Genomic DNA, 24,912 nt, shown 5'->3' on the forward strand with positions numbered 1-24,912 from the left:
AACTCCTAGGTTGGTATAATAATTAAAGGGAAATAGCCATCATCAAATCCACCAAAGGTGTCATTTGACAAATCAAACGCAAAAATCTTCTCCCCAGGCGGAACGATAATATAATCTCTTATCAATACACCTTCTGGCTTAAATGGGAAATAACCTTGCTCTAGGACAGCGGCGCCAAATGCTCCTATGTTAAATCCAACTAGCCCTATAGACATGCTCATGTCCTGATTATCTATGATAAAGACGTACTCGCCACCCGTGAAGACAGTAGCAAAATCTGCATAAGCTGTAGGTATAGAGCCATCCCAATGATTAGCTAGAATTTTAAATTTAATAACGATTCGATACATATAGTCCGGCAAAATAGTGATTGAATTACCGTCAAAAGGCCCCTGCCAAATACCTTGGTCAAAGCCTAAGCCGAATGTATCAAATGAAAAGAACACCCCCGTAATCGGTGTTTCTAATAGTCTAGAAACCCCCACCCATTGACCCACGGCATCTAACTGCACGCCGACGGCGGTATCTACATCAAAATTAGCCACAAAATTATCAATAACACTTTGAATAACAGTGAGCGGCTCAACCATAGCACCTAACCATGCCATATAATTTGGCGCTGTTTGATGTTCGCTAGTAACTAATGATTGATAATACTTTACCGTATAACTCATATGACTGTCACCGTCACGTTTGTAGTAGCATCACAAGTAGCCGCTTCTATAAAATTCAAATCAACATTCGAGGCAGAAAATGGGCCGCCATTATAATTTAGTTCTAATACGGTAATATCATAAGTATTGCCCTGTGGTGTTCCGCTTAAGTTTGCGGGAGTGTAGACTCTAGAGATATAAACATCTTCACCGATAGATAAAGAATTAATGTAATCTGCGACAGATTGCGCTATTAACGTCGTGGTAGATGATGCAAAACCCGCTAGCGCTTGAATAGTAATATTAACGCCTATAGTTGCTATGGTGGGTCTATAAAATCTAATGGTGTCTGGAATGCCATAAATATCGTAAATTATCTCTGAGGTCGTGCCATATGTCCCCGTCCCTGGTGTTTTCTTATCCCATATCGCTTGGGCGATCGCCACATCGTCACCCCCTTCTGCCACAATAGAAATGGTATGAGGAGGAATGCCATTACTATCGGTAACGTTAGTATCATTCTCATATCCTTGGAACCTAGTCACCCCCGGGACAGCCGCAACAAAACCGACCGTAGATTCAAACACTGTCAATGCAGGCTGTGCCACAGATAAAGTTTGTCTAATTCTAAGCGCGGCATCAGACTCAACGGGAGCGCCGGGGGTGGAGTCTGCCGGATTATTGACTGTTTGCCAGCCCAAAGTAGGGGTAAAGATAGTATTTACTGTATTTGCTGCCGCACTGATATTTCCAGCATTTTGCGCAGTAGCGGTTACCGTGATATCCCCTGATAACGGAATAACAACACTGGCCGGTAATAACCATTGTTGCCCCAGTGTATCTATAGCAATCCCGTTTGTTATTTCAGTACCAATTTGACCGACCAGATATAAGTCAACCGATGAGTAGGTAGCTATGTCTCGCGCTATTCCATTAATTTTAACCTGAGTAGAAAGCGCCTTACCTACAGCCGTTAAAGGTGAAAATGAGTTATAGACTGATTGCGATATTTGACAGCAGTCAAAAGCCGCTAATGCAAAAATTGAGATATATTGCCCATCTTGGCTATCTGAGCCTAGATAAATGTCAGCGCCAAAGATAGCTTGCGTTGCCGCAATATAGTATGCCAAAACACTAGGATAATCCGGCGTATGTAAACCTGTGGCATCTTCATAAATCAGTGAACTAAAAGCCATTATGTTATCACCTGTATATTAGTAGTTCCGTATATGGTGTTAATAGTTGCTACAATGCTGAGCGACCTACCATTAACATCGATGTTTAAATCAAATTTTGTAATCTCAGTAACGCCCTGAGTCTCTAAAATCCTTTGTCTTATCGTCGGCCCGGCACTCGTGGCTTTACCTGTTCCTAGAACATTGGTTTGATATTGCGTGCCCTGAGTTACATCGACGAACCATTCTCCTAGCCATAATTTAAGTCTCGTCTCTACTGCTTGCCCCACAGCTGCAGGATTATTGATGTAAAAATCTAATAATCCGTTGCCAAAAGTCATGTCACCATCAGCGGTCAATTTTCTGTAAATCACACGTGTATACTCCCGCTTATATAAATATCTGGTGCCGTTATATGAATAGACTCGGTTGCAGTAAGATATATATTATCAGAGTTTTGGTTTATATTACCATTTAAATTAATATTAACTGCATTAATATCTACATCGCCGTCGGATTGGACTGTAATCTTGTCTGGCGATATTTCTAAATACTTTGTTTGGTCTTCATTGGTAATCTGAATTGAATCTGTAGGAATATTAGACAGTTTTTTGGGTTGTGATGTAGGTGCTAAAATGGCAAAACCATCAGATAAATCATGCATGCGAAATTCGGGCACAATATTGTTAATGCCGCCAGATTGCCACCAGCTGTCTATACATCTACATGCAAATATCAATAAAACCTCATCCCCCGGCTGGACTGGAAATGTAATAGCAAAGCCGCCCGCGCGTGGAAAACATAGAACCACATCTTGAAATACAGGCATATTGATATAGGAAATCTGACCTTCCGCGTTTTTAAACTCTCCTTTTATGCCGGATTGAGCTGAAATAGTTTGCTTGGTCAAATCAACTGAGGTTACGATCGCCGGCAATGCCGTCCACATGCCGCTTTGAAGATATTCAAACGCTGTTTTATAAGATTCTTCGTTATCGCTTAACCACTCTCTTCTATCCATTTTGCGCCACCTGCGAATTAGTAGCACTTGTCTTATCCATGCTTAAGCCGGTAATCGTAGTATACCAATCATTTCCGCGTGTATCGCCATTGTGCTCAGCCAATAAGACCCTATAGAAACCGTCTGCGGCTATGGGTGATGGGCTAGATGCTTGTGTTGAGCCAGATGTGGGTTGGTCTTCGATAAGTTGAGCCTGAATATCATTTTGATTAATCTGTATAGATGAAGCTATTTTTATGTTTGGGTTTAATAAACATTTAGCGATGATGCCATCATTAGTCTGATTGGGGGTGTAAACAAGGCCGCTGGTGCTATTTAGAACGACAGCTTGATTGGGTAATATGCCCGTCTGCTTAACGGATTGATAATTGCCATTTTGTATAGACCAATTTGTATTGGTATTAATAGCCGATTTGCGCAGATAATCGCGAGACATGCCATACATGACTTTGGAGCGAGGTAATTTTTTGCTGTCTGTATCGTCTACATAACCAAGCCCTATACCACTCTGCTGCATAGGGCTGAGAGAGGCAGTAACAATATCTTTTTGAGAGGCGCCACCCCCCAATGTGGAATTTACAAAAGCATAGTTGTAAGCCACATCACCATCAGATGCTCTAATGTCTATAAAAGTGTCAACGTTATTTTCTGACCCATACACTACTTGTTTAATACTGCCCGCAAAAATAGTCCCGAAATTACTGTCATACCCAGCTTGTAGCGTGATAGATGTAAATTCCTGCTGTATCTGCGATGCGACTGTTTGCGATAAGTTATATACTCTAACTTTTGCTGTATTGGGCGTTTGCGAATCTGAAAGCTTCACATCAAATACAATTCTAAATTGCGACAAATCTAAGCCATCGCCGTTCTTATCCGCAACGATTAAATTTATTTTACGCAAATATTGCAGTTGGTTACTCATTTCACCCCCGTTACATAAAAGACGTTGCTTTCATTTCCGAGAGAATCAAAGGTCGGCAGAGCGCCCGGGTCTCCTTTTGTGTACACTACTATATCGCCCGTTAACCCTGTATAATAAAACTGCATTAATAAATTAACTCCAGTAACAAGCGCCACGCCGGTTATAATAGGAGTGTTTGTATTAGTCTCTGCAATACTGATAACCCATGTCGGTATTTCTTGATTCCATACGCAATTTATAGTTAAATTTTGTCCATTAAGCGTAATATTGAATGTTTGATTCGTGTTCACAAAAGGTATTTTAAATATATTCATAGATTACCCCGTCACATCAGAGAAATATTGCAAATCAACATTGCTGTCATCCACGGGGGTGGCTTTCTTATCCCCCAGATTCGACGTTGAATTTGTTTTTTGGGGTATTTGTTGTTGGCTTTGCACGGGAACATTGGTTTCGCCAACATCAACCAAAATTACTTGCTGAAAGTCTCCCATAACATACAGAATATTTTCTTTTGTCACATCAGTGCTAACGCTTAGGCTTCTAAATAGCATGTTCTGATAAACACGTTTCCCGGTTACTATAGTGAATGGTTCGCGCGATGATTGCAGTGCTAGCAATTCTTGATACATTTGGTCTAACGGTGTCAGTGTAAAATTGGGGGTGTAAATAAAACGAATCGATACCGTAGCCGGCTTTAAATAAGCATGGTCGGTGATATCTGCACCGCGCTGTACAGGATGCTGCGTTATTTCAAGCTCATCGTTTGAATTTTCCTCCATACACACATAGCCCGTAAAAGGCCCTATTGAGCGTTGAGTGATTTGTGTTGAGAACAACACCGTGTTAGGTTGTAATATGCTGCTCATCGTACAGCCCCCTGCATATTCCTGATTTGGTCGCCGTATATTGCTGTTTGCTGGTTTTTTACAGCTAGCGCTACCTCATATGGGCTACCAGAGCTATTTACATTAATGTCCGTTTTATTGGTGTTGTTTATGGTTACATTCTTATTTTGATTCCCAGAATTTGCTTGCGCACTAGGTGCTAATTTTGTTGATAATGGTGTAGCGCCTCCAATAGAAACACCAGGTAAAATATTAAGGCTTTTTGCAAAGCTTTCCGTTTTGTCTACTACTGTTTTAATTTCATTACTTATTTTACCAAAAATATTACTGAACCAATCGTATACCGCTGACCATGTTGATTTAAACCAATTGGCTAAATCTCCAAATATAACTTTAAATTTTTTAGATATTTCATCCCAATTTTTATACAGTTCGTAGCCTGCAACGATTAAAGCGCCAATGCCTGCTATGACAAGAGTAAACGGGTTAGCAGATAGCGCTACAAATACAAGATTAAGCTTTCTAAGCGCATAAATAAGGCCCACGATTTTAACCACCCATCCGTCTGTTGCATTATCAATTGCAACAATAGTGTCGAGTATAGGGGCCGCAATAGTTGCAAAAATAACACCTATTTTTAATGCTACCTGCGCAATCTTAATCATAGATGCAATAAGTGGTTTCATTATTGATATAATCTTTGGAAGATTATTAATCAACGCGGCAGAAAATGAATCAAATCCTTTAGTGAACTGATCGAAAAACGAAGCCGCTATTACATCTTTAATAAACCCCCAAAGTGTGCCTATTTTTTTTAGCGCTTCTGCAAATTTCACCCCCGACTCGGCCGCTTTGTTATTATCGAGCCCTAGCTTTTTCATAACCGCGTCATATTCATTACCGAACTTGCTCACATCCGTAGTCAAAGCATTAATCAATGTAGGATCAATACCTAAGCGTGACAATACTGCTAATTGCTTTCCGCGCTCCATTCCTTTGATATGCTCGCCTATTTCGAACAATAATTGCGTTGTGTCTTTTAACTTTCCATTAGAATTTTTAATATTAACGCCAATTTCGCCAAAAACCTTTTTAGCCCTACCCAAACCTAAGGCGGCTAAACCAGCGGCCCGATTAAGTCCATCTAGAGACCCCTGAGCGGCCTCTACAGATGAGCCGGTGAATTGGGCAATATAACCTAATTTTTTAATGGAATCTGCTGTGGTATTAACGCGATTAGCGAGCCTTGATATCTGCTCAAATCCTTCGGCGCTTTCTTTGACAAAATTAAACATCTTGTCATAAGCAAGACCAACCGCGGCCGTAATGACCGTTAGAGGGGAAAAAAGAGCTTTTAAAGCGGGCGACAAACGTGTATCTATCGAATTGGCGGCGGCAGTGACTTCTTTGTCCATAACTGCAGCCGATGCCCCAGCCTTTGAGAGCGCAGCATCTACGGAAGTTAATTGTGATTTATTGACATCAACGCCAATTTTTATTAAAAATTCTTGTAAAATTGATGTGCTCATTCTAATGCCTCGCGATATCTAGCCTCGTTTTCGTCTAGAACATCTATTGCCGCATTCATCAGCGCAATATCATATAAAGACAAAGTGCCATCTATAGTACTTTCATACTGGCACAATCCGCGTAAAACAGGGCGCATAACAAAGTTTAAGCTATCCCCTAAGCTTGCGTATTGGACTGGATATTTAGTGCCGCTGCCGCGCTCGGGAAAGCTCGGGCGGCTGAATCTAAAAAATCGCCAAAACTCAACATAAAGCTTTGTCCTAATAAAGACATATATAAATATGGGTCATTTTTGACATCTTCATACATAAATACGCCATTCTTGAATATGTCACAAAGTACGTTATGCTCACGTTTTTTAATCAGCGAAAATAGAGAAAATACAATTTCGTTATATTTATCTTTAGTCAATCCAGATAAAGCGCCCGCTATTGCAGTAGTGCTATCGCTGGTGATTGCGCTTTGCAACGACAACAAAATTGGCATGAATTGCACCGCAAGATAAGAAGCATCATGCGCATTTAAACCCTGAATTATATAGTCCGCATCATTTAGCTTTATTTCAATTGTTTTCATTGTTTACCCTTAACCCGTACCTAAAAGTCTTTGGACGCGAGCGGCGATAAAAGTCCATTCATTTTTACCGGCCTGCATTGCGTAATTTAAAGGACTCCATTTTGTGAATGCTACAAATTCGCATAAAATGGTATCTCCGTTGTAAATATCTCGTAATGTCAATACATTTGTTCCGTTCAATGACGGATTAACTTGTTGGATATTAGCCATTATCTGCAATATTTTACTTGCTGGACCAACCTTGCTAAAGCGTGCTGTAATGGTGTGCGCTGTTGCGGCTGACAAAGAATGTGCCACAAAACCATCTGCACCTACTTCTGCCGTGGATTGGTCTTGTAAGGGCTCTATCGTAATTCCGTCCTCCGCGGCACCTGACCCGTAAGCCATATCTACATTCCCGCCAGGGCCCACTAAGTTAGCGCTAATGCCTTGGAAACCGTAAAAACCTGCTACTGCTGACATTTTATTTTCTCCTATCGATTAACGTTAACTAAGATGTCGACTGATTGGATTGCACCCGCTAATTTAATGGCACATTGAATTGGCACGGCAATACGTGCATCACGGCTTACTTGGCTTTGGCTAGAAATCGGGGGTGCATATGTTGCAAAACCGGATTGTAAATTTTGTCCGGTTACTATATTTCCGAAAGATGGACCATTCCACACACCAGGTGCAATCATCCCATTAGTAACAGCTTGCGATAAAACACTATTAATTGTGTTGATGATGGCGGTCATACCTGCATCTGTTTGACCTATTTTCGGACTTTCTAGAAGCAGATTAAATACGGCTATTTGAATGGCATTTTGTAACCAGTCAAAAGATTGACGTTCATCCATGTAAAGCTGATAAGACATCACCGCCTCTTGATAAATAGGTGTGCCGGTTACATAGTTTACATAGACGTTACAACGCTTGGCTTTCAAAGTATCTGCTTGCGTCTCGGTGATTGTCTCGGGAGTAACTCCTGGCAATGTTTTAAACATATAAGTAGGGAGCGTATTGCTACCTTCAAAATTAGTCCCAGCCCACAACCCTGCAACGGACGCCATTTCATATGCATTTGTAGAGCCATACGTAACGGCACTACGTGTATATTCAAGTGACTGCAATCTGGTAGAAATGCTGGTCAGATAGGTAGAATCTAATTCTCTAGAATCTTCATCTGTAATAAATAAAACACGAGAAATACTAGCCGCTTCAATAAAAGCAGCAATCGCCACAAAATCATCATCAGATGGCATTGTGGATGCTGCAAACATTTCGATGTACCATGCTGAAGAGATGTTATATAAAGCAACTGTTGCTTCTAATGCTGTTTCAGCGGCAAATCCTGGCACTGGAACATTTGCGGTTGCAGCGGTTAATTTTAATTGAGCAGAAATGTCCGTTCCTGTTCCTTCCGGTGTTGCGTAACCGACTAAAGAAAGAACGCCAGTGGTAGCGCTTGTAATAACAAATTGCTCTCCATTCCAAGTACATGTAGCCCCCGATAATCCTGCGGTGATAACTCCAGCCACCCCATTTAAGTTTGTTTGAGCGCTAAAATCTAACCCTAGTAAATCTTGTTGGCTACCATCAATATGAATTGTAAAAGAGCCATTTGTAATACTGGTCCAGTTAGACATCAATTGTTGAGAGGCGGTTAATATTCCGCCGTTTATAAAACCAGATGTGGCCGTACGAAGCCAACGCCCTATTAATACTTCCGCAGGAGTTGGATTTTGGCTAAAGTATAAAAGACAGGCTTTATATTCAGGTGAATCAGCTCCAAAAGCGGTAGCCACCGATGAAATATTAGTATAAGATGCGATTCTTTGTACACCATTGATAACATTACTATCGCCAACAATAACTGGCAGCCCAAAATTTCTAACTGATGCCCCCGACGCCAATAATGCCACATTGACATTGACAACTCTTGATATATCTAAACCAGTTGTAGACATAATATTCCCCTATGTACTTACATTAAAATCTTCTGTTGCTACATCGTCGAAGTACATTGTTCCTGTAGCTCCCAGTAATGACAAAATGTCATATGTTCTTGATAGATTACGATTCAAATTAATCGTAATATCTGTTCTTTCGTACCATCTGTCGTTCACCAATTCCGGCAGATATTGCAATGGCTCTGAGCCTAAAACTGCCATACCAGCCGCATTTAGCTGGTCTGAATTCTGTGGTATCTGCAATCCATCCCTTAGAATCGCCGCATAACCACTAGAATTAGGCCCGTAGAAACTAACGAAACAATCAAATAATTCATTAGTGCCCAATGTTGCATCACTATCCCCTTGCGTTAACCATGGCATCGCTTCTGTTCTGCGATTGCGAATTAAGAATGCGCACCAATCCACATCTATGTCAGTTATGGGGGGTGAGTTCTGTTGATAGGCTGGCCTAACCAGCGTGTTATCAAGCCCGGTAACCCCTGCAATCACGCCATGTAAAAATCGTTTCAAAAGATTGTTATCTAGTGCCGTATTAGTCGGTAATAAATAACCACCCGTTGCACTGCTATTAGGCATGAGCCACCTCTTTAGCGCATAAAGCCTCAGTCCATCCGCTCGCAAAATTCATAAATTGTTCATTTACAAATTTCACCAAATATCGATATCCCTGCCATACAATCACATCGCAGTAACCACCAGGAGACTGAGCCTCTAATTTCCCCCTGTAATAAACAGTAATCCCATCCCATAGTTGCGCATCATCTGGCATACGCTTTAAAACTTCTGGGCTTATATTTTGCACCGAGCCAATAATGGACTGAGGTGTTTCGGTCAAAACCATTTCCCCAAAAGCATTAATGGTTGCGGACCTCTTTATTAATGTGAACCGGTCGCAAAAATCGGGGTCTATAATTAATGGCGAGACATCTATTAACGCCATTTAGCCCTCGCGTATTACATATGTAATGCTGTTTAGCATCTGTGCTGTGTCAATCAATGGCTTCATAACACCGGTGCGCCTATTCTTTTTGCGTGTAGCCCTAATCTTCTTGGTCACTTCCGACAGACCTTCTATATCCACGCTATTTCTAACCCTGTTCTTCACCACATCACGCGCCTTTTGGCCGGCTTTCTCTAGCGCAATATCAACATCTGCGGCACTTGTGTCTGTAGTAATTGCCGCCTTTCCTAGTATCTTCATAACTTCTGGAGCCGCCGCTTCCACTCCCGGTTTTAAAAATGGCCTGGGGGGTATTCCCTTGGCGGCACTTCCATTTTCATTTATATATCCAAGCTGAGCATTTGTAACTTGAGCTTCTTTTTTAGTTATTTTCCTTCTTTTACTTATCGTACCGTCTTTCTTGTAAACAACTTCAGTTTTAATATCATCTTTTCTTTTGTTATTAGCCTCAGGTATGCCAACATACAAATTCTTTTTAACTAAAGCCGCCATGGTTTCATGAAACTGCTTTACCAAACTTGTTTTAACAATAACGCTCATATCAAGTACCCAGTTGTAGACAAGCTAAATCCTGCCATCATGCCGCCTTTTCCGTACATTTTTGCTAATTGCAAATACTGTCTTCCGTAAATAGTGTTGTTAAACCATCCGCCATTAGTTTCAAATGACCATTTAGTGTCATATGTTTGGCTAACACTCCCCACTTTTTTAGACTCTATTTGGCCCGCTTGCCCAATCGGAAAACCGCCAGTTGCAGCAACAGCAACATCTTGAGCCTGTATCGTTATGCAATGTGCGGTGTACAACTCAATAATGTTGTTGTACACATCGCCAAATCTTGCAGGACTATGCAATTTTTCGGCTAGCGTAGACCAGTAAGTGCACATGTCATCGGTGTAGACCGTGTCATCTGCAAATTCCGGAAAATCTAACCGAAATTGCGTTATATCCATTAGATACCATCGCGATACGCAAAAGTTTCTACATAGGGAAATTCAACTTCACCAAAGCCATAAACGTAAGGACGGATAAAGTTAACGCCGTCTGGAGTAGTTGCCTGTCTACCTTGTATTGGACATAATGGGAAACGAACATAACTTTCGTCATTGGTGTAAACAACCATTCTGGCCTTGGAAAAACTAGCGCTATAGGCTGTACCAGGGGTTAAGAATTTTAAAGGTTGAATATCTAATGAGCCTATTAAATTGGCGCTAATACAGTTAATTTTGATGTAATTCAAAATGCTGATATTACCCGCATTACTTACCTTTTGAGCGCAGATGTATGCAAATTGAGAAGGTGGCAGCAATACCTTATTAGGCGGGAATTGCAAACCGGAAGTTTGCCATGCAGCAACCAACGCGTCGTTTATATCCGCAACAATTTCGTCAGGGGTTTTATTTACCCAGAGCGTAGAAGTACCAGCAGCATTTAATGCAACATCAGCCGTATTAACATTTGGGTTATTAACTAAACCGGTAAAAGTTGCATAAGAGCTTTTATCACCCAGATATACCACTTTATCTAAATCTAAACGGTACAACGCATTTAAAGCTAACATTTTTGCAGTATCTAATGGTTGTCCTGTTTGTTGAGAACGTTCTAGCTCAATAAACGAATAGGTTAGATTCCGCGCTAAGGGCCTGAAAGGGGTCGTGATTTTTTGACCTTCCACACTGATACCAGGAATTATATTTCCGTTACCAGCAAACCATGGTAGCCCTTGCGCAGATTGCGATCCAGTAGCACCGAATGTGTTTTTAAGGTAGGAAGTGGCTTCAATGCCAAGTCCAGCATCGATATATTTAATATCACGGCTAGCCGTGAAATCCATCAATGGTTCATTGAATTTTGGATTAAAAAGTTCAGTTTGACCGATGTAATAACTAAGTGTTGAGTCTAATGCAGACATTTATTTGCTCCTGTTATGAATTAACGCGTACTGCGGTGGTATTGCTTGAGTCTTTACCGTCTACTGCCCAAACAACATTAGGAAGTAAAACGTTATTAGGACTAGCAGAAGTTGCCTCCAAATCGCCAACCGCTGCGGGACCCACTGCAGTTACGCGCATATAAACCGGTCCGCCACGGACGGGCGTACCAATAGTACAAGCTACTAATATGTAACCAGGTCCACCCACTACGACACCAGAAACCGTGCCGGGATTGGGGGTGCCAGAGTTAACAATAGTGGTGCCTCCGTCTACTGTTGGCGCAGATCTACTTAAGATGCCGTAGAAATCTGTAGCATCATCACCGCTTTCAATTGCGGAAATAGTAGTAACTCCACTGTTAGTGACACGCTTTACGGGTGCACCAAATGCGGTTGGAGGGGTAGAAGCGTTTAAAACCCAAGATTCGACTGTTGTTCCCGGTACGCCGTTTAAATCACCGGGGATACCAGAATTTGCAGAATAAAGAATTGCGGTAGGTGTAGCTGACATTAGTGAATGACTCCTATTTTGTTATTTGACCAAAAATCTGCGTTGGCTTTATTAAGCGTTGCTATATTTGTTAAGTCAGGCTGTTTGTTCGCGGCATCATAAGCAGATGTTTGCTTAAATTGACTGGAACGCTGAGCTGATACCAAAGTTGCCGAAGCAGTAAAAAGCATATGCGTATCTATTTCATCAAAAGATTTACCATGCAATAAAGGCGTGATAATCTTTTTCCCGCTTTCTGTTTTATAAAATTCGTCTAAGGCGCGTCTTTGTAAATTTGCTTCTTTCTTAGAAATTCCTGGCGCTAAAATCTCGGCATTAGAAATAACTATTGCGTCGTAGGTAACTTCAGGCTCAGCGGCATCAGTCGCTTCACCCTCATCTGCTTCTTCGCTTGCATTAAGCAAATCAGCAGCTTTGCCCAACACGGCAGCTGTAAATTTTTGCGTTAAATCAGAAAGCATTTGCTCAATAGTGGAAATTCGTGCATCCAAATTCATAAACGCCATGTTTTCCATGGCTTGTTCCATAGGAGATTCGTCAGCCGATTTAGCCACTTTCTTGGCAACCTTTTCAGCCATAGGCTTTTTTTTCCCTTTGGCTTTTTTGCTTACGTCACTCTCTTCTTCATCGTCCATTTCATCATCTTGTTCTTCATCCGGAACCGCATCAATTGCTTTAGAAAAAACGCTTAATGCATCTTTTAACTTATCTTTTAAAGACATACTTTTATCCTCATCTTTACTATCAAAAATTGCGCACTGGGGACCTGCTCGCCCCCGCGGGACCAACGCAACATGATTGCCGCGTATATTTGTTTGCTCGAAAAACCCGTCATGAACATTCGCTGCTTCATAGTTATATCCACAACTTACTTCACGCACGGAGCCACTTTCGACCAAGTCAATCGCTTCTTTATCAGTGATAACAAAATCAGCTAGGAGCTTGTCGAACATTTTGCCGCTACCCGGCCGCACGTTTTGGATTACCCCGCGCGTTAATTCGCGCGCATTTTCGGGAGTCACAAATAAGCCCAAACCATCTTCGCTTTTGGGGTGTCCTAAAGTGATAGGTTTTCCTTCAAATGAACGTATGGTTTCATCCGAATGGATGTCTTCAATTTTTTTGGCCACTCGCACATGCCCATTCTTGGCCTTAATGTCGCTATCAAAGCTTTCCGGCGAGTAATACATATCGCCCGCGACGGTTATGGGGACGTCATGACAGACCAAAAACCCTTCTGGAGTCTTAGAAATTCTCTCAGAAAGCTGTGTTTCGCAATAAAATTTACCCATAGACTTCAAATAAGCATTAAACTTATTAAATTAGACCATAGAATATTGTTACTAAGTGCAATTAGAATATATATTTCATTAAATAATTTTTATTTACTGCATTTTTTGGGGTGGGTCAAAAGGAAGAGCTTAATTTAATGGATTAGCGATATGTTCTACGTGAAACAGTTTTGTATATTTTATGCTTCACTCATACTGATAATGGATAATGTTATGGAAGAAACTAATCTTGTTGTAGTTGATGATGCTTTAAAAAAATAGAGATATAGTCATTAGTTGCAAGAGAAACAGGTGCTTTTTGTATCGATAATGAAGGAATGACACTTTCATAACATTCAATACCTGTTGCGCTACCGTTTTTGTATATTTGCATAGCACTGCTACCCGTGGAAGCTGTAGAAATATTAATGGTTGCGTTAACTACAAAATTTTTAGTAATAATACCTGTGTATTTAAGTCTTCCATCGGTCGTCATCGCAAAATCTGGGGAAGTGGTGGCTAACGAGAAGCTGGTTGATAAGCTTGTGAGTTCTTGGTATGAAGCGGTAACTGAAACAGTTATTGGAGCCGCTGCATTATTCATGTATATCGACCCACCAGAACCTTTTAAACCTATTTGATTTTGAATAAATGACATATCTATACTCTATTAATTGAACAAGCTGAAATCATGGCTATACGAATATTGCCGGAAAATGCGGATTGTGATTTTATAAAAAGTGAGATGTAGTCATTTGTAGATAGACTAACTTCATAGTAAGACATCCTGAGCGATTCTATGCCGCATACTAGTGAATCTGTTAAAGCAGATCCATTTTTATAAAGCTGTAAAGAAAGCACATTACTAGTACCAGTGCTACCCAATATACTGCTTACAGAGAATAATTTTGTATCAGTGCCGGTATATTTAAGCCTACCATCCGTAGACATTCCGAAATCTTGTACCGTTGGCCCTAGATTAAAAGAAACGGCTAATCCGGTTATTTCTTTATAGGATGTGGTATAAGAAAAAGCTATACCGGTAAAACTGTTAGTGAGATAAATTACACCATATGATGCAGCGCCACCCGTTATATTTTGTATAAATGACATTTAAGAATCTCCTACATAATTCGCAGCAATATTAGCTTGTATAACGTGCGCAGTTTGCGCGCTTGCTGTTGCTACAAAAATTGAAATATAATCATTAGTTGCAAGAGGTATAGGATAATCTTGAATTATTGAAGACGAAATAGAAGAATAAAATTCTGCTCCTGTAACCGCAGTACCATTTTTTCTAATTTGAATTACCATCCCTACCGAACCGGAAAGAAGATTTGCATAGCAGGCTGCTGAGCATAAAAATACACGGGTGTTAATACCGATATATTGAAGCCTGCCATCAGTAGACATCGAGAAATCAGGCGAAGGAGATGCTAGAGTAAAGCCAATGGATAGACCCGCCACCTCTTTAAAGCCACCCGGAGGAGTTGCAAAGCTAAAGTTATTTGTTCCGTTCCAATCACCGCTATTCATGCCAGCATAGCCGTATGAACTTTTAGAGCCTAATTGATTTTGATTAAATGCCATCTAAACGCCTGTAAATGAGTTATTAGTGTACAATACTTCCCATGTGGTATCAGCTACTATGCAAATAATAGTGATAACAGTATTGGGTGATATAGTGGTAATTGAGCCACCTGTTCCTGTCGTAGTTACTAAAGATGTTCCATTCTGAGATCCACAATAGATTAATTGGCTTGCATTTTGTGCAATCTGAATTAAATGGCTACTATCTGTAATGACTTGTAAAAGACTACCGACCGCAGCAGTAGAAGGCAAAGTCATAACGCAGGTTCCGGCATAAGTAGAATAGTAGGTGTTATTTACTGCCATGGCTTGCGTTGACGCGGTCACCGTATTAAATGTTAAACCACCCCCGGTTGCGGCTGAGCTAATCCAGTTTGTGCCATCAGAAGTAAGAACATTGCCTGTGGTTCCAGCCGCATCTGGGTATTGAGCTGTTGTTTCAACCCAATTAGTACCATCGCCTCGTAATAACTTCCCAGTATTGGCGGTATTAGGAAAGGTAGGAGTCGATGCCGCCCAATTGGTACCGTCTGAACGTAATATTTTACCTGCAGAGCTGGCAGTAGCGGGGATCGTGGCTGTAGACCATACAACATCGCCTGAGCTTATAGTTAAAAATTGTCCTGTAGAGCCAATACCTAGTTTCCCTAGGGTATTTGCTGCAGTTGCATGTAATAGATCACCTTTGGTATAGGTAGTTTGATTTGTGCCGCCTTGTGTCTCTACAGCGGTACCCGCGATTAAACTAAAGCTATAATCACCAGAAGTTGCCGTTACTGCACCGGTTCGGCCAAAAACACTAGAAACGGGCACAGCTGCTGGCGTTGACCATGCAACATCACCGCTAACAACCGTTAAAACCTGTCCTGTAGTGCCTATGCCTAATTTAGATAATGTATTGGCGGCTGTAGCGTGTAGTATATCGCCTTTAGTATAAGTCGTTTGGTTAGTACCACCTTGAGTTTCTATAGCGGTACCAGAAATCAGACTAAAACTATAATCCCCACTGGTAGCGGTTATGATTCCGGTTCTTCCAAAGACGCTCGTAACGGGTGCGCTAGGTAATGCAGAACTAACCCATGCCGTACCATTTGATGTAAGTACATTCCCCGATGTTCCAGGGGATGTTAATCCGGTACCGCCTTGTCCGACCGCAGCGGTGCCAGAAATTAAACTAAATGAATAATCGCCGGATGTAGCAACTATAATGCCCGTGCGTCCAAAGACGCTGGCAATAATTGGATCTGACCAAGCAGCATCACCACCCGATACTGTTAAAACTTGTCCAGTTGTACCAATTAATAATTTCGCAAGCGTGTTGGTTGCAGACGCATGAATAATGTCGCCTTTTGTATAAGTTGTAAATCCAGTACCGCCCTGATTTGCTGCAGCTGTACCAGAGATTAAGCTAAAACTATAGTCAGCAGCTTGTGCCGTCACTGCGCCTGTTCTACCAAATACGCTTGATACTGGGGCAGATGTTGGCGTGCTACTTACCCATACCCCACCTAATGCCGTTAAAACATTTCCGTCAGCGCCCGTTGCAGTAAGACCAGTACCACCTTGTGACACCGCTGCTGTACCTGAGATCAGACTAAAAGAATAATCTCCACTGGTTGCAACCACAACGCCTGTGCGTCCAAAAACGCTAGATACGGGAGCGCTCGGAGGGACTGAGCTTGTCCAATTTCCCGCGCCATCTGAGGTTAAAACATTTCCGGCAATGCCAGGCGTTGTTAAGCCAGTACCGCCTTGTGAAACTGCAGCCGTACCCGATATTTGAGAAAAAGAATAGTCGTTAGTTTGAGCAACAACAATACCGGTTCTACCAAAAACGCTCGTAATAATAGGAGCTGCACTAACCCAGACACCGCCAGATGAAGTTAATATATTTCCTGTAGAACCTGTTGCGGTTAAGCCAGTACCACCCTGTCCAACAGAAGCCGTACCAGAGATAAGGCTAAAAGAATAATCTCCCGATGTAGCCACTATTGCGCCCGTTCTACCAAAGACGCTGGTAACTCGATCACCTACAGCCAACCAATTTGCATCAGTTTGACCAGGAGTGGCAACTAATGCAAAAATCTGATCTCCCACATTAACGGGTTTCGTATTTAAAGTTCCCGCGACCGTGATATACCACCAGTCACCCGCCGCCACAGCCCCGGCGCCACCACTACCACCAGTTGTAGGGTATAACCCGCCAGATGCATCCCATCCGCCGCGGAAAGAAGTGCCCGCAGTAATCGCAGCGGAAATTGCCGCTTGAATTGTGCTAGCGGGCATTAAAGCGGTAGAAGATGCAGATGCTGGGTTTGTAGTTATGCTTGTGATTGTACCGGTACCGCCTATCGAAAAAGTAGTACCTACATTTAAAGAGCCGGGGGTGACTAAAGTAGAGGGTAAGCTAAACACGGCAGCGGTAGAGGATGCATCACCGCCGACTACAGTAACTTGATTGGCAGTTCCGGTTAATAATTGAGTTCCTAATACGCCGGAATAAACCGTGGCAAAACCATTCGATAATCCTGAGGTTGAAGTTGAATTTGGCAAGATCGCACTCTCATCGTTAGTTGTGATATAAGTAGCTCCTTTTATTACAGCCTCGCTAGAGGTAATAAAAGTCTTGGTGGCTTTTTGAGTGGGCGCTAAAGAATCACTATTTGCACCCAGAGTCCCGTCTGCAGAAAAAGAACTAATGGTTGCACCAGTGTTGCCTAATTGCATCCCTGAAGATGTTAATCTCATTCGGATAGTATTATCTGGTAAAAATTGTTGTTCACCAGTTACAAATAAAATCTTATTAGTGCCTTCAGCAAAACGGCGTATGCCTGTAACTCCAAGCCATGGTGATAACACATCAACGGAAATGCTCGGTGCTAGATTTAAATACCCCGTTGAACTACCTACGTTATATCCGGCTGTATCTACAACGCCACCCATTGTTAAAGTACCGGGCAAAACTAATGTCGGAGAAATACTAAAAGTAGGAGTTGATGACCCATCACCCCCGGACACTAACAACTGATTTGCTGTACCGGTCAAGGTAACTGGCGTTAAATCGCCAGTGCCGGTAGTATTTGCAAGTAAGCCTGTGGAGAGATTAGAAAGAGCCACTGAATTAGGCAACGCCAATAATTCATTCGTTTGAGTTATAAAACTTGCAGTAGTTGGAGCTCCTCCACCCCCGCCACCACCAATAACCTGTACTTGGATAGCTCCACTTGTTAAAAGCTGTACTAAATCCAATATGTTGTTATCAGGATTAATAAGTTTTCCCACCCAAGGAGTGATATTATCAAACTTGGGCGTTGTAGCAGTTCCAATAGGGACAATAGGACCCGCTTCTACAGCTGTAACCGCCACAGCACCACTTGTAAAAATAGCTTCCAAATCTTGGATGCTATTATCACTATCAATAAATGCGGTAGTCATGGGGGATAAATTATCGAAATTATCTAGATTTGACATAATATTGCTTGTAAAAAATAAAAAGTAATATATAATATATTTTATTTACTATGTGCATTTAGTATTATTTATTTAAGGATACGAATTGAGTAAAAAAATAGATATAGGAATTTTACGAAAAGCGCTAGTGAAAATGACCATTAAACAAGCCGCTCTCTATTTTAAAATCCCATACTCCACATTGTACAAAGTATGTGCAGAAAACAATCTGAAATCGGGGGTGCTTGTAAAACGAGGGCCGCCATCTTTATCAGATGGTCATATTGAAGATATCATCAAGTCGTATTTGGAAGGTATGAGCCAAGAAAAAATTGCCGCAAAAACAGGTTTATGTCAAAAAACCGTATCTAATGTTATACGCAAAAGCGCCCATCATCTACGAACACGTTCAGATGCGGCAAAATTAAGAGAAAAAGAAAAAGGTATAGATTTGCAAAAACAGCAAGCCGCAGCTGCAAATGCAGTGCGGCATGCGATGAATGTGATTAAGCTATTTAGTTGGTAGATCTCATTATCATATCATTTGGTTTCACGTGGAACATTATCCGCTACCTGCTCATCATTTGGAGCAACGGACTCAGCTTCAACTACTGTTTCATCTGTATTAGCAGGGGCAGCCGATGGGTCTTTATTTGCGTCACTTCTATCTTTAATTATCATTGTGCTATCTTCTGCAGGAGCTTTACCTAAAAGTTCTTGCACTTTTGCCGTTAACATTTGTTTTTCATTAGCTAATTGATTAAAAGCAGCATGGAAATCTTCAGCTACACTAGTCATGACACTGCTATTTAATGCTTTTCTTAAGATATTCGCCGCTATAACTTGCATAGGGTGATCTTCTTTCTTAAGATTTTCTACAGTTAAAGCGCCTTTTTCTAATAGTTCAGCTAAGCCTAAAACATATGTACTGATATTCATGCGATTTGTTTCCTCTAAGATTTAAAAAAGATTAATTATAGCATAAGTTCCATTTTGGAACATATGCTTACAAAATTATTTGCTGTCTATATACAAAATCTATTGCTTAACTTGATTGATGCGCATATACTTATATGTGGATATATGTATATAAGTAGGAAAATATGATAATTAGCATTTTAAACCAAAAAGGTGGCGCTGGGAAAACAACTATTTCTATCAATCTGGCGTGCGGGTTGCAAGAAGCGGGACACAAAGTTTTGCTCGTCGATTCAGATCCACAAGGGAGTGCCCGAGACTGGCACTCGGCTGCGAATGCCGAGCTTATCGGTGTAGTTGGAATAGATAGGCCAACGCTAGAGAAGGACATGAAGCTATTCACCCCCAATTATGAGTATATTATTATTGATGGTGCACCCCAATTAGAGAATATGGCTATATCTGCTATCAAATGTTCGGACATTATTTTAATCCCGGTGCAACCATCGCCCTATGATATTTGGGCTACTGCGGGTTTAGTTGATGTTATTAAAGCGCGGCAAGAAATCAATAATGGTTTTCCAAAAGCGGCTTTTATCATTAGTCGGCAGATTACACACACAAAAGTAGGGAGAGAAATACGTGATGTATTAAAGAATTATGGCTTACGTGTCTTTGATAACGGCACATTTCAGCGCATCATTTATTCAAATACAGCAGCAACGGGACGCACTGTTATGAATGAAGTGGCCCAAGAAGCCGCTAATGAAATCAGAAAAATAATAGTAGAGCTTAAGGAGTTCATAAATGAGTGAATTAACTATCGGTAAATCATCCAGAATAGAAAAAGCCATTGCATCAGTACAAAAAGACACAAAGATTATAAGAATGAACATTATTCTGGAAAAGAAAATGCATAATAAAATTAAGATGGCGGCTATGTATTTAGAAACCAATGTAACCACTTTGGTTAAGAATGCAGTCAATGAGTATATAAGCAAATATGCACCTGAACACATGTGATTATGCGTATATGCGCATATGTGTATAAATTATATTTTAAATGATTGGCTCCGCGTAACAGCGGCAATTCGGAAATTCTCCGGGTCCATGATTTCCTTCATCGCCAACTTCAGGTGGGTCATCAAAGTCGAACGTTAGGTTAGCCATTTCAGCATGGGACTCTCTAACTGCGCCATCTTCCATGGTGCGCCAAATATAGCTGTTAGCGCCCACTAGTTCAGCACGAGCTTGAATGATATTGGCATTGCTTTTTGCTATTTCTGTCCTAGCAATTAAGGTCGCTCTAGACTGTGTAACATGCGTGCTAGAGGCAATCTGGGCTGCGATCTCATCCGCGCGCGCACCGGTGGTCACAGCTTCTTGGGATAGCTTACTAGCCCTTTCCGCTGCCTCGGTCGGAATGCTCTTTATAAGCTTAACGTTTTCTTGTCGCAAAGCCTCAATTGTGGGTGAAATATTGGAATTAGACAGCACATTAGTAAGTTGTCGCCCAATAATTTTAGATTGCTTTTGCCATGCGCGTTCATTAGTTTTTGCCACCCCCTTAATCATAGCCATTGCTACCCGATTAGCCCATGGCTCTAAAGCGTCTGAATATAATTTAGCCGCATACATCATGCTCGAAATGTCTTCTAGTTCTCCATCATCATTAACATGTGCTGCAATGATAGCGCCCGAATGCTGTGCTACTTTGCGTAATTGACGAGCATATTTATTTTCCTGAGTCTTAGAATATTGCCAAGGAGACTTATCAACCATTTTTAAGTGCTCGCAACACTAATCTCTTTTGCTTGCATCGGCTTAGGATTAGGCATCGTAGTATTAGCGCTAATCTTTGGCGCAACTAATGGGGTAGTAGGCTCAGGCGGCGCTTCGTCTTCTTTTTCAGCTTCGGTTATCTCTTCGTCATCAATATTACTCCATAATCCTGTTTCGTCAGAGCTTTGTTTAAGCTCTTTAAGCGCCATGGCTTTATTAACTATGCCTGCTGTAAATGCTTCGGTGACCGAATCAGTCGCTTGTTTTGCGATAGTAGCTTTTTGCATTTGGTCTATTTGCCATAAGGGCACATAATCAAAGCTTAAATCTTCCGGAGGTTGTTCGCCTAATGTCGAAACATAAACAACATTAAGCAGTTTTTGCATATCAGGCCGTATATTTTCTTGTTCATTTTTCACTTTGTCATAATAGAGTCGGGTTTCTTCGGTTCCTGTTGCATTCAGCCCTTTAGCTGTTTCGCCTAAGAATTTAGTAGCGGGGGTGCCACTCAATGAGAAAAGTTGGTTTTCATATTTCCCCATCGCGGCTAATAAACCATTTAAGTCATAATTTAGTATCTCTATTGTGTCATTTGAACTTAAAACGGTCACATTCTCTGTGCTTTCCGTCAGTTTCATGGCTTGAACAAACCCCATAAGATTGTTCGCTGCCTGACCATTAGTGCCTTGATTTAAAACCTCGTACATATTGTCTATTTTAACCACACGAAAAGATGATTTATAAGCAGCAGATGCTAAAGCCGCAGATGCAGTCAAGTAATTGGTTATTACATCCATCGCGCCAATTAAAATAGAGCCATACCACCGTTGGTTTTGCAAAAAGTCAATAAAAGGCAGGTAGTCACCGTCACATCTAATGACACGGGACCGATGTATAGTAACATCGCTTTTATATCTTTCTAATTGAGCAAACGCTTTTGGATCAGGAAATTTCATATCCCAATCATATGGCGCTAATACGGTATAATAGTTTGGCTTATTGTCTAATTCATCATAATCTTCAGTAGAGGGCCACAATTGCCACCTATCTAATACTTTCAGCCCTTTAAATTGCCCTTTTCGAATTGTCTTTAAATCGAGCGGCGTAGAAAGAAGTTGACCGTCTATGTCTATGACTGCGATCGCACCCCCGTATAGCCTTGCCATTGCAATAGTTTCAAACAGTTTTTTTTGAAGCCCTAATTCTGACCAGGCAGTCATTATTTTTTGAATATCCGTCGGATCAGAAGTGTTTTTTATTTCTATCCCCTCTCGCGTCATATCTTCTGCTTGCATTTCAACCAGTCTACGGGCTAACCAGTTGCTTTCGTACATTGCCCTAAGCTTTAACCAATTAAAATTTTGCGTGACTGTATTGATGAAATATCCAGCTCCTAATGCGTTTCCGCCGCCTTGGCCTAGGCTCAAGACCGGATTTACGAAAGCGTCAAAAGCTTTTCCTGAAAGTTGCGTTTCTTTCAAAACATCTTTGACCAATGATGCAGCCCAAGATTTTTGCTGATTGTTTATTGCGATTGGCATTCTGATAGATTTCTTTGCCATGCTATTATGCTCCTAACACTTGTTGCCACCATGGGGTTATATTTTGTGCAATCATGCCGTTTATTGCATACACCATGGTATCAACTTGGTCGTCATGGGGGTGCGTATCATCGGCCGTAAACGATTCACATTCTTCGAAAAATTCAAAAAGGATGGGTGAATCTTTCTCTAAGTATACCATGCCCGCCTCAATTATAGGCGTAATAGAACAAACTCGCGTATATTTATCTCGAGCTACTCGGGTTTGATGCGAATCTTCTCGGGACTTATTTCTCGATTCGGTGGTTCTTTTATCATCTTCTTTAATAGGGAAAATAGGAATGCGGCCCTCTATAGATACACTTTGAATAAGACCCGTTCCGCTGGCTTTATCTTCTACGTTCATCCTGCGCAAAGTCCCATACGTTTTTGGGTCCCGCTGTAATTCTTGGACCCAAAACTCTATCGCACGACGTTTAAGCTCTGGCGCTTCCCATTTGCCCCTTATTTGTGCAATTAAATAAATGCGGCCGTTAGCTCCTTTTCCCCAACATTGAAATACTGAATAGTCGTTATGCTCGCCCGATTTCATTGCTGTATCTGAATAAATTTCACGATACAAAATGTCCGGCAATTTTTCATATAACCCAAAATATTTGGTTTTGATGATGCCGCCCCCTTCTGGGTTTGGACGCTGCTGCATTTGGGAGTCATAACCGTCTATTCCTAGCGCAATCTTCAACTCTTCTACAGCTTCTCTTGGGAATAGCTCAGGGAAAAGTAATTCCTTTTCTTCGGTGCGCGGGTCTTCAAAGCCGATACAAGTAAAGCATTTACGTTTAGATTCGAACTCCATCGGTAACATTAAATGTGTATAACCTTGCTCAATAGCTAAATCTGCTACATCACCTTTACCCACGCGCTGCATCATAATAGAGATGGTAGACTTCATTTGATTATTGAGTCGGGTGGGGATAACGCGATTAAATGTGAATTTAGCGTTTGCCAGCTCCACCGGGCTTTTAGCATCTTTTACGCTGATAGGGTCATCCCAATTAAAGCGATCGCCTCGCTTACCGGTTGATGAATCGACGGCCACGCATTGCCTAAACCCTCTATACTCGTTCTCAAAATAGCCCTTGGTGTTTTGGTCTGTAGTCAGTTTTAACGGCCAAAGCTTTTGATACCATTCAGACTCAATGATAAGCCTGGTTTTGCGGTTATCTCGAAGCGCATTACCGATTTCAAAACTAGCGCTGATAATTCTAAGATGCGGCAGATTGCGGGGCCCCCATTCCCAAGCGGGGAACATGATTTGACTGATGGTACTTTTAGACATCCCCGTGGGGACAGTGACAAGTAATCGCCTTATTTGACCCTCCGTTATAGCTTGATAATGTTCGCAGATAGCGCCAATTGCCCAACCGTTTAGAAATTCAGCGCCCGGCTCAATAATCGGCCACGCGCGTTCTACGAAATTGATTAATCGTTTTGTGCAATATTCTCGCTCAATAGCAAGATATTCTTCTTCTGAAAAGTCTATTAGAGATGACATTAAATTATTATAACACATAATGAATTTATTTTGTGTGAGCAAATGCTTTTTTGAATTTGCTCATTAATCAAAAAGTGTTTATTGGGTTATAACCTGATAAATTGGTTAGCCATAATGTAGGAGTACCAGGCACTCTAGTTATTTCCAAATTGGAAACAGCGGCGAAACAAATTATTTCCCGCGATTTCCCGCCGGGAAATAATTTCATTGACAGTTAAAAATTTTTCAGAAACTACTTGACAAACTAATATCGTTACGCTATACTATTATTGTAAGTTAAATAGTGAGATCATTTTTAGGAGATTAAGAGAATGTATAAACAAACACCCGCAGGGCAAAAAAACAGAAATATACTATCTGCATTTGACTCAGAAACTCAATTTGAAGTGCTTGGCTCAATAGCAAAACATTATGGCTGTAGCATAAAAGAAATAGAAGATGAAATCTTTGATGAAAACGCTGAATATTTACTTGATTATATGCCAGAACCTCATCGAAGGGCGCTATGTGTTTTAATTAACAGAAGTGGGGTGTAATAAGTTAATGAGCGATTTTACAAATGATATAGATGGATATGATTTAGATGATTGTGATTGGATTGAGGATAATTTTGATATAGAAAGTTGGACAAAAAATACATACGACAAAGCTGTTTTTATAAAAGAAATGGATGAATCATATTTAATAAATTGTATAAATAAATTAAAGAAGATT

At 41.1% G+C, this 24,912-nt stretch carries 31 protein-coding genes; 5 read left to right on the forward strand and 26 right to left on the reverse strand.

All coding sequences use genetic code 11. The annotated features are described in order from the left end of the window. Positions 1-5 precede the first annotated feature (5 nt). The 22 genes from IPP74_14320 to IPP74_14425 form a co-directional block, all read right to left on the reverse strand. Positions 6-674 carry a DUF2612 domain-containing protein gene (locus tag IPP74_14320; protein MBL0320446.1) on the reverse strand — a complete coding sequence of 223 codons (669 nt, stop codon included), beginning with the start codon at positions 672-674 and terminating at the stop codon, positions 6-8. Continuing rightward, on the reverse strand, positions 671-1,849 hold the full coding sequence (locus IPP74_14325; GenBank protein MBL0320447.1) for a baseplate J/gp47 family protein: 1,179 nt from the start codon (positions 1,847-1,849) through the stop codon (positions 671-673). The genes IPP74_14320 and IPP74_14325 overlap by 4 nt, the downstream gene beginning before the upstream one ends. Beyond that, positions 1,849-2,202 (reverse strand): hypothetical protein, encoded by a 354-nt coding sequence (locus IPP74_14330; GenBank protein MBL0320448.1) that lies wholly within the window; start codon positions 2,200-2,202, stop codon positions 1,849-1,851. Before IPP74_14330 ends, IPP74_14325 begins: the two co-directional genes overlap by 1 nt. Then, the gene (locus tag IPP74_14335; protein ID MBL0320449.1) at positions 2,199-2,849 is read right to left on the reverse strand and encodes a translation initiation factor IF-2; all 651 of its coding nucleotides are present in this window, start codon (positions 2,847-2,849) and stop codon (positions 2,199-2,201) included. The genes IPP74_14330 and IPP74_14335 overlap by 4 nt, the downstream gene beginning before the upstream one ends. After that, complete coding sequence (locus IPP74_14340; protein ID MBL0320450.1) at positions 2,842-3,774, reverse strand: hypothetical protein; 933 nt, start codon at positions 3,772-3,774, stop codon at positions 2,842-2,844. The genes IPP74_14335 and IPP74_14340 overlap by 8 nt, the downstream gene beginning before the upstream one ends. Next, the gene (locus IPP74_14345) at positions 3,771-3,989 is read right to left on the reverse strand and encodes a hypothetical protein (protein ID MBL0320451.1); all 219 of its coding nucleotides are present in this window, start codon (positions 3,987-3,989) and stop codon (positions 3,771-3,773) included. The genes IPP74_14340 and IPP74_14345 overlap by 4 nt, the downstream gene beginning before the upstream one ends. A 102-nt stretch (positions 3,990-4,091) precedes the next feature. Beyond that, positions 4,092-4,643, reverse strand: coding sequence for a hypothetical protein (locus IPP74_14350; protein MBL0320452.1), 552 nt, complete (start codon positions 4,641-4,643; stop codon positions 4,092-4,094). Then, a complete protein-coding gene (locus tag IPP74_14355) occupies positions 4,640-6,151 on the reverse strand; it encodes a hypothetical protein (protein MBL0320453.1) in 1,512 nt (503 codons plus the stop codon). Before IPP74_14355 ends, IPP74_14350 begins: the two co-directional genes overlap by 4 nt. 157 nt (positions 6,152-6,308) lie before the next feature. Further along, a complete protein-coding gene (locus IPP74_14360; GenBank protein MBL0320454.1) occupies positions 6,309-6,728 on the reverse strand; it encodes a hypothetical protein in 420 nt (139 codons plus the stop codon). Between the two features lie 9 nt (positions 6,729-6,737). Next, entirely contained in the window at positions 6,738-7,190 is a 453-nt protein-coding gene (locus IPP74_14365) for a DUF3277 family protein (GenBank protein ID MBL0320455.1), read from the reverse strand. 11 nt (positions 7,191-7,201) lie between these two features. Then, positions 7,202-8,680 (reverse strand): DUF3383 domain-containing protein, encoded by a 1,479-nt coding sequence (locus tag IPP74_14370; GenBank protein ID MBL0320456.1) that lies wholly within the window; start codon positions 8,678-8,680, stop codon positions 7,202-7,204. A gap of 9 nt (positions 8,681-8,689) precedes the next feature. Beyond that, complete coding sequence (locus IPP74_14375; GenBank protein MBL0320457.1) at positions 8,690-9,262, reverse strand: hypothetical protein; 573 nt, start codon at positions 9,260-9,262, stop codon at positions 8,690-8,692. After that, complete coding sequence (locus tag IPP74_14380; protein ID MBL0320458.1) at positions 9,255-9,521, reverse strand: hypothetical protein; 267 nt, start codon at positions 9,519-9,521, stop codon at positions 9,255-9,257. The genes IPP74_14375 and IPP74_14380 overlap by 8 nt, the downstream gene beginning before the upstream one ends. A gap of 105 nt (positions 9,522-9,626) precedes the next feature. Beyond that, complete coding sequence (locus IPP74_14385; protein ID MBL0320459.1) at positions 9,627-10,187, reverse strand: hypothetical protein; 561 nt, start codon at positions 10,185-10,187, stop codon at positions 9,627-9,629. Then, complete coding sequence (locus IPP74_14390; GenBank protein ID MBL0320460.1) at positions 10,184-10,600, reverse strand: DUF4054 domain-containing protein; 417 nt, start codon at positions 10,598-10,600, stop codon at positions 10,184-10,186. The genes IPP74_14385 and IPP74_14390 overlap by 4 nt, the downstream gene beginning before the upstream one ends. Then, entirely contained in the window at positions 10,600-11,559 is a 960-nt protein-coding gene (locus IPP74_14395) for a DUF2184 domain-containing protein (GenBank protein MBL0320461.1), read from the reverse strand. Before IPP74_14395 ends, IPP74_14390 begins: the two co-directional genes overlap by 1 nt. A 13-nt stretch (positions 11,560-11,572) precedes the next feature. Beyond that, positions 11,573-12,091, reverse strand: coding sequence for a hypothetical protein (locus IPP74_14400; protein MBL0320462.1), 519 nt, complete (start codon positions 12,089-12,091; stop codon positions 11,573-11,575). Next, positions 12,091-13,383 (reverse strand): DUF2213 domain-containing protein, encoded by a 1,293-nt coding sequence (locus IPP74_14405; protein ID MBL0320463.1) that lies wholly within the window; start codon positions 13,381-13,383, stop codon positions 12,091-12,093. Before IPP74_14405 ends, IPP74_14400 begins: the two co-directional genes overlap by 1 nt. A gap of 223 nt (positions 13,384-13,606) precedes the next feature. Continuing rightward, complete coding sequence (locus IPP74_14410) at positions 13,607-14,020, reverse strand: hypothetical protein (protein MBL0320464.1); 414 nt, start codon at positions 14,018-14,020, stop codon at positions 13,607-13,609. A gap of 2 nt (positions 14,021-14,022) precedes the next feature. Beyond that, on the reverse strand, positions 14,023-14,475 hold the full coding sequence (locus IPP74_14415) for a hypothetical protein (GenBank protein MBL0320465.1): 453 nt from the start codon (positions 14,473-14,475) through the stop codon (positions 14,023-14,025). Continuing rightward, positions 14,476-14,952: a hypothetical protein gene (locus IPP74_14420; protein MBL0320466.1), complete on the reverse strand. Its 477-nt coding sequence runs from the start codon at positions 14,950-14,952 to the stop codon at positions 14,476-14,478. It lies immediately after the preceding gene. Beyond that, positions 14,953-18,423 (reverse strand): hypothetical protein, encoded by a 3,471-nt coding sequence (locus tag IPP74_14425; protein MBL0320467.1) that lies wholly within the window; start codon positions 18,421-18,423, stop codon positions 14,953-14,955. A gap of 85 nt (positions 18,424-18,508) precedes the next feature. Here IPP74_14425 and IPP74_14430 point away from each other — a divergent pair, with 85 nt between their 5' ends. Further along, complete coding sequence (locus IPP74_14430; GenBank protein ID MBL0320468.1) at positions 18,509-18,928, forward strand: hypothetical protein; 420 nt, start codon at positions 18,509-18,511, stop codon at positions 18,926-18,928. Positions 18,929-18,942: 14 nt separating this feature from the next. On the opposite strand, the gene IPP74_14435 is transcribed toward IPP74_14430, so the two are convergent. Further along, positions 18,943-19,341 carry a hypothetical protein gene (locus IPP74_14435; GenBank protein ID MBL0320469.1) on the reverse strand — a complete coding sequence of 133 codons (399 nt, stop codon included), beginning with the start codon at positions 19,339-19,341 and terminating at the stop codon, positions 18,943-18,945. 164 nt (positions 19,342-19,505) lie between these two features. Between IPP74_14435 and IPP74_14440 the strand changes: the two genes are divergently transcribed. Next, a complete protein-coding gene (locus tag IPP74_14440; protein ID MBL0320470.1) occupies positions 19,506-20,135 on the forward strand; it encodes an AAA family ATPase in 630 nt (209 codons plus the stop codon). Continuing rightward, entirely contained in the window at positions 20,128-20,343 is a 216-nt protein-coding gene (locus tag IPP74_14445) for a hypothetical protein (GenBank protein ID MBL0320471.1), read from the forward strand. Before IPP74_14440 ends, IPP74_14445 begins: the two co-directional genes overlap by 8 nt. A gap of 36 nt (positions 20,344-20,379) precedes the next feature. Here IPP74_14445 and IPP74_14450 read toward each other — a convergent pair whose 3' ends face one another. Genes IPP74_14450 through terL form a run of 3 tightly spaced genes read right to left on the reverse strand, consistent with a single transcriptional unit; the run spans position 20,380 to position 24,240 of the window. Next, positions 20,380-21,102 carry a minor capsid protein gene (locus IPP74_14450; protein MBL0320472.1) on the reverse strand — a complete coding sequence of 241 codons (723 nt, stop codon included), beginning with the start codon at positions 21,100-21,102 and terminating at the stop codon, positions 20,380-20,382. Positions 21,103-21,104: 2 nt separating this feature from the next. Further along, the gene (locus tag IPP74_14455; protein ID MBL0320473.1) at positions 21,105-22,664 is read right to left on the reverse strand and encodes a DUF1073 domain-containing protein; all 1,560 of its coding nucleotides are present in this window, start codon (positions 22,662-22,664) and stop codon (positions 21,105-21,107) included. Between the two features lie 4 nt (positions 22,665-22,668). Further along, a complete protein-coding gene (terL, locus tag IPP74_14460; protein ID MBL0320474.1) occupies positions 22,669-24,240 on the reverse strand; it encodes a phage terminase large subunit in 1,572 nt (523 codons plus the stop codon). 269 nt (positions 24,241-24,509) lie between these two features. Between terL and IPP74_14465 the strand changes: the two genes are divergently transcribed. Continuing rightward, on the forward strand, positions 24,510-24,734 hold the full coding sequence (locus IPP74_14465) for a hypothetical protein (GenBank protein ID MBL0320475.1): 225 nt from the start codon (positions 24,510-24,512) through the stop codon (positions 24,732-24,734). 7 nt (positions 24,735-24,741) lie between these two features. Then, positions 24,742-24,912: hypothetical protein (locus tag IPP74_14470; GenBank protein ID MBL0320476.1), on the forward strand; the 171-nt coding region annotated here is incomplete at its 3' end.

It is taken from the genome of Alphaproteobacteria bacterium (assembly GCA_016722515.1).
GTDB lineage: Bacteria > Pseudomonadota > Alphaproteobacteria > Rickettsiales > JADKJE01 > JADKJE01.

Bases quoted from the DNA above. Each gene is read 5' to 3' on its own strand.
- IPP74_14320 (MBL0320446.1), bottom strand. From the start codon at position 674: ATGAGTTATACGGTAAAGTATTATCAATCATTAGTTACTAGCGAACAT.
- IPP74_14325 (MBL0320447.1), bottom strand. From the start codon at position 1,849: ATGGCTTTTAGTTCACTGATTTATGAAGATGCCACAGGTTTACATACG.
- IPP74_14335 (MBL0320449.1), bottom strand. From the start codon at position 2,849: ATGGATAGAAGAGAGTGGTTAAGCGATAACGAAGAATCTTATAAAACA.
- IPP74_14340 (MBL0320450.1), bottom strand. From the start codon at position 3,774: ATGAGTAACCAACTGCAATATTTGCGTAAAATAAATTTAATCGTTGCG.
- IPP74_14350 (MBL0320452.1), bottom strand. From the start codon at position 4,643: ATGAGCAGCATATTACAACCTAACACGGTGTTGTTCTCAACACAAATC.
- IPP74_14355 (MBL0320453.1), bottom strand. From the start codon at position 6,151: ATGAGCACATCAATTTTACAAGAATTTTTAATAAAAATTGGCGTTGAT.
- IPP74_14360 (MBL0320454.1), bottom strand. From the start codon at position 6,728: ATGAAAACAATTGAAATAAAGCTAAATGATGCGGACTATATAATTCAG.
- IPP74_14365 (MBL0320455.1), bottom strand. From the start codon at position 7,190: ATGTCAGCAGTAGCAGGTTTTTACGGTTTCCAAGGCATTAGCGCTAAC.
- IPP74_14370 (MBL0320456.1), bottom strand. From the start codon at position 8,680: ATGTCTACAACTGGTTTAGATATATCAAGAGTTGTCAATGTCAATGTG.
- IPP74_14375 (MBL0320457.1), bottom strand. From the start codon at position 9,262: ATGCCTAATAGCAGTGCAACGGGTGGTTATTTATTACCGACTAATACG.
- IPP74_14385 (MBL0320459.1), bottom strand. From the start codon at position 10,187: ATGAGCGTTATTGTTAAAACAAGTTTGGTAAAGCAGTTTCATGAAACC.
- IPP74_14390 (MBL0320460.1), bottom strand. From the start codon at position 10,600: ATGGATATAACGCAATTTCGGTTAGATTTTCCGGAATTTGCAGATGAC.
- IPP74_14395 (MBL0320461.1), bottom strand. From the start codon at position 11,559: ATGTCTGCATTAGACTCAACACTTAGTTATTACATCGGTCAAACTGAA.
- IPP74_14400 (MBL0320462.1), bottom strand. From the start codon at position 12,091: ATGTCAGCTACACCTACCGCAATTCTTTATTCTGCAAATTCTGGTATC.
- IPP74_14405 (MBL0320463.1), bottom strand. From the start codon at position 13,383: ATGGGTAAATTTTATTGCGAAACACAGCTTTCTGAGAGAATTTCTAAG.
- IPP74_14410 (MBL0320464.1), bottom strand. From the start codon at position 14,020: ATGTCATTTATTCAAAATCAAATAGGTTTAAAAGGTTCTGGTGGGTCG.
- IPP74_14415 (MBL0320465.1), bottom strand. From the start codon at position 14,475: ATGTCATTTATACAAAATATAACGGGTGGCGCTGCATCATATGGTGTA.
- IPP74_14420 (MBL0320466.1), bottom strand. From the start codon at position 14,952: ATGGCATTTAATCAAAATCAATTAGGCTCTAAAAGTTCATACGGCTAT.
- IPP74_14425 (MBL0320467.1), bottom strand. From the start codon at position 18,423: ATGTCAAATCTAGATAATTTCGATAATTTATCCCCCATGACTACCGCA.
- IPP74_14435 (MBL0320469.1), bottom strand. From the start codon at position 19,341: ATGAATATCAGTACATATGTTTTAGGCTTAGCTGAACTATTAGAAAAA.
- IPP74_14440 (MBL0320470.1), top strand. From the start codon at position 19,506: ATGATAATTAGCATTTTAAACCAAAAAGGTGGCGCTGGGAAAACAACT.
- IPP74_14445 (MBL0320471.1), top strand. From the start codon at position 20,128: ATGAGTGAATTAACTATCGGTAAATCATCCAGAATAGAAAAAGCCATT.
- IPP74_14450 (MBL0320472.1), bottom strand. From the start codon at position 21,102: ATGGTTGATAAGTCTCCTTGGCAATATTCTAAGACTCAGGAAAATAAA.
- IPP74_14455 (MBL0320473.1), bottom strand. From the start codon at position 22,664: ATGGCAAAGAAATCTATCAGAATGCCAATCGCAATAAACAATCAGCAA.
- IPP74_14465 (MBL0320475.1), top strand. From the start codon at position 24,510: ATGTATAAACAAACACCCGCAGGGCAAAAAAACAGAAATATACTATCT.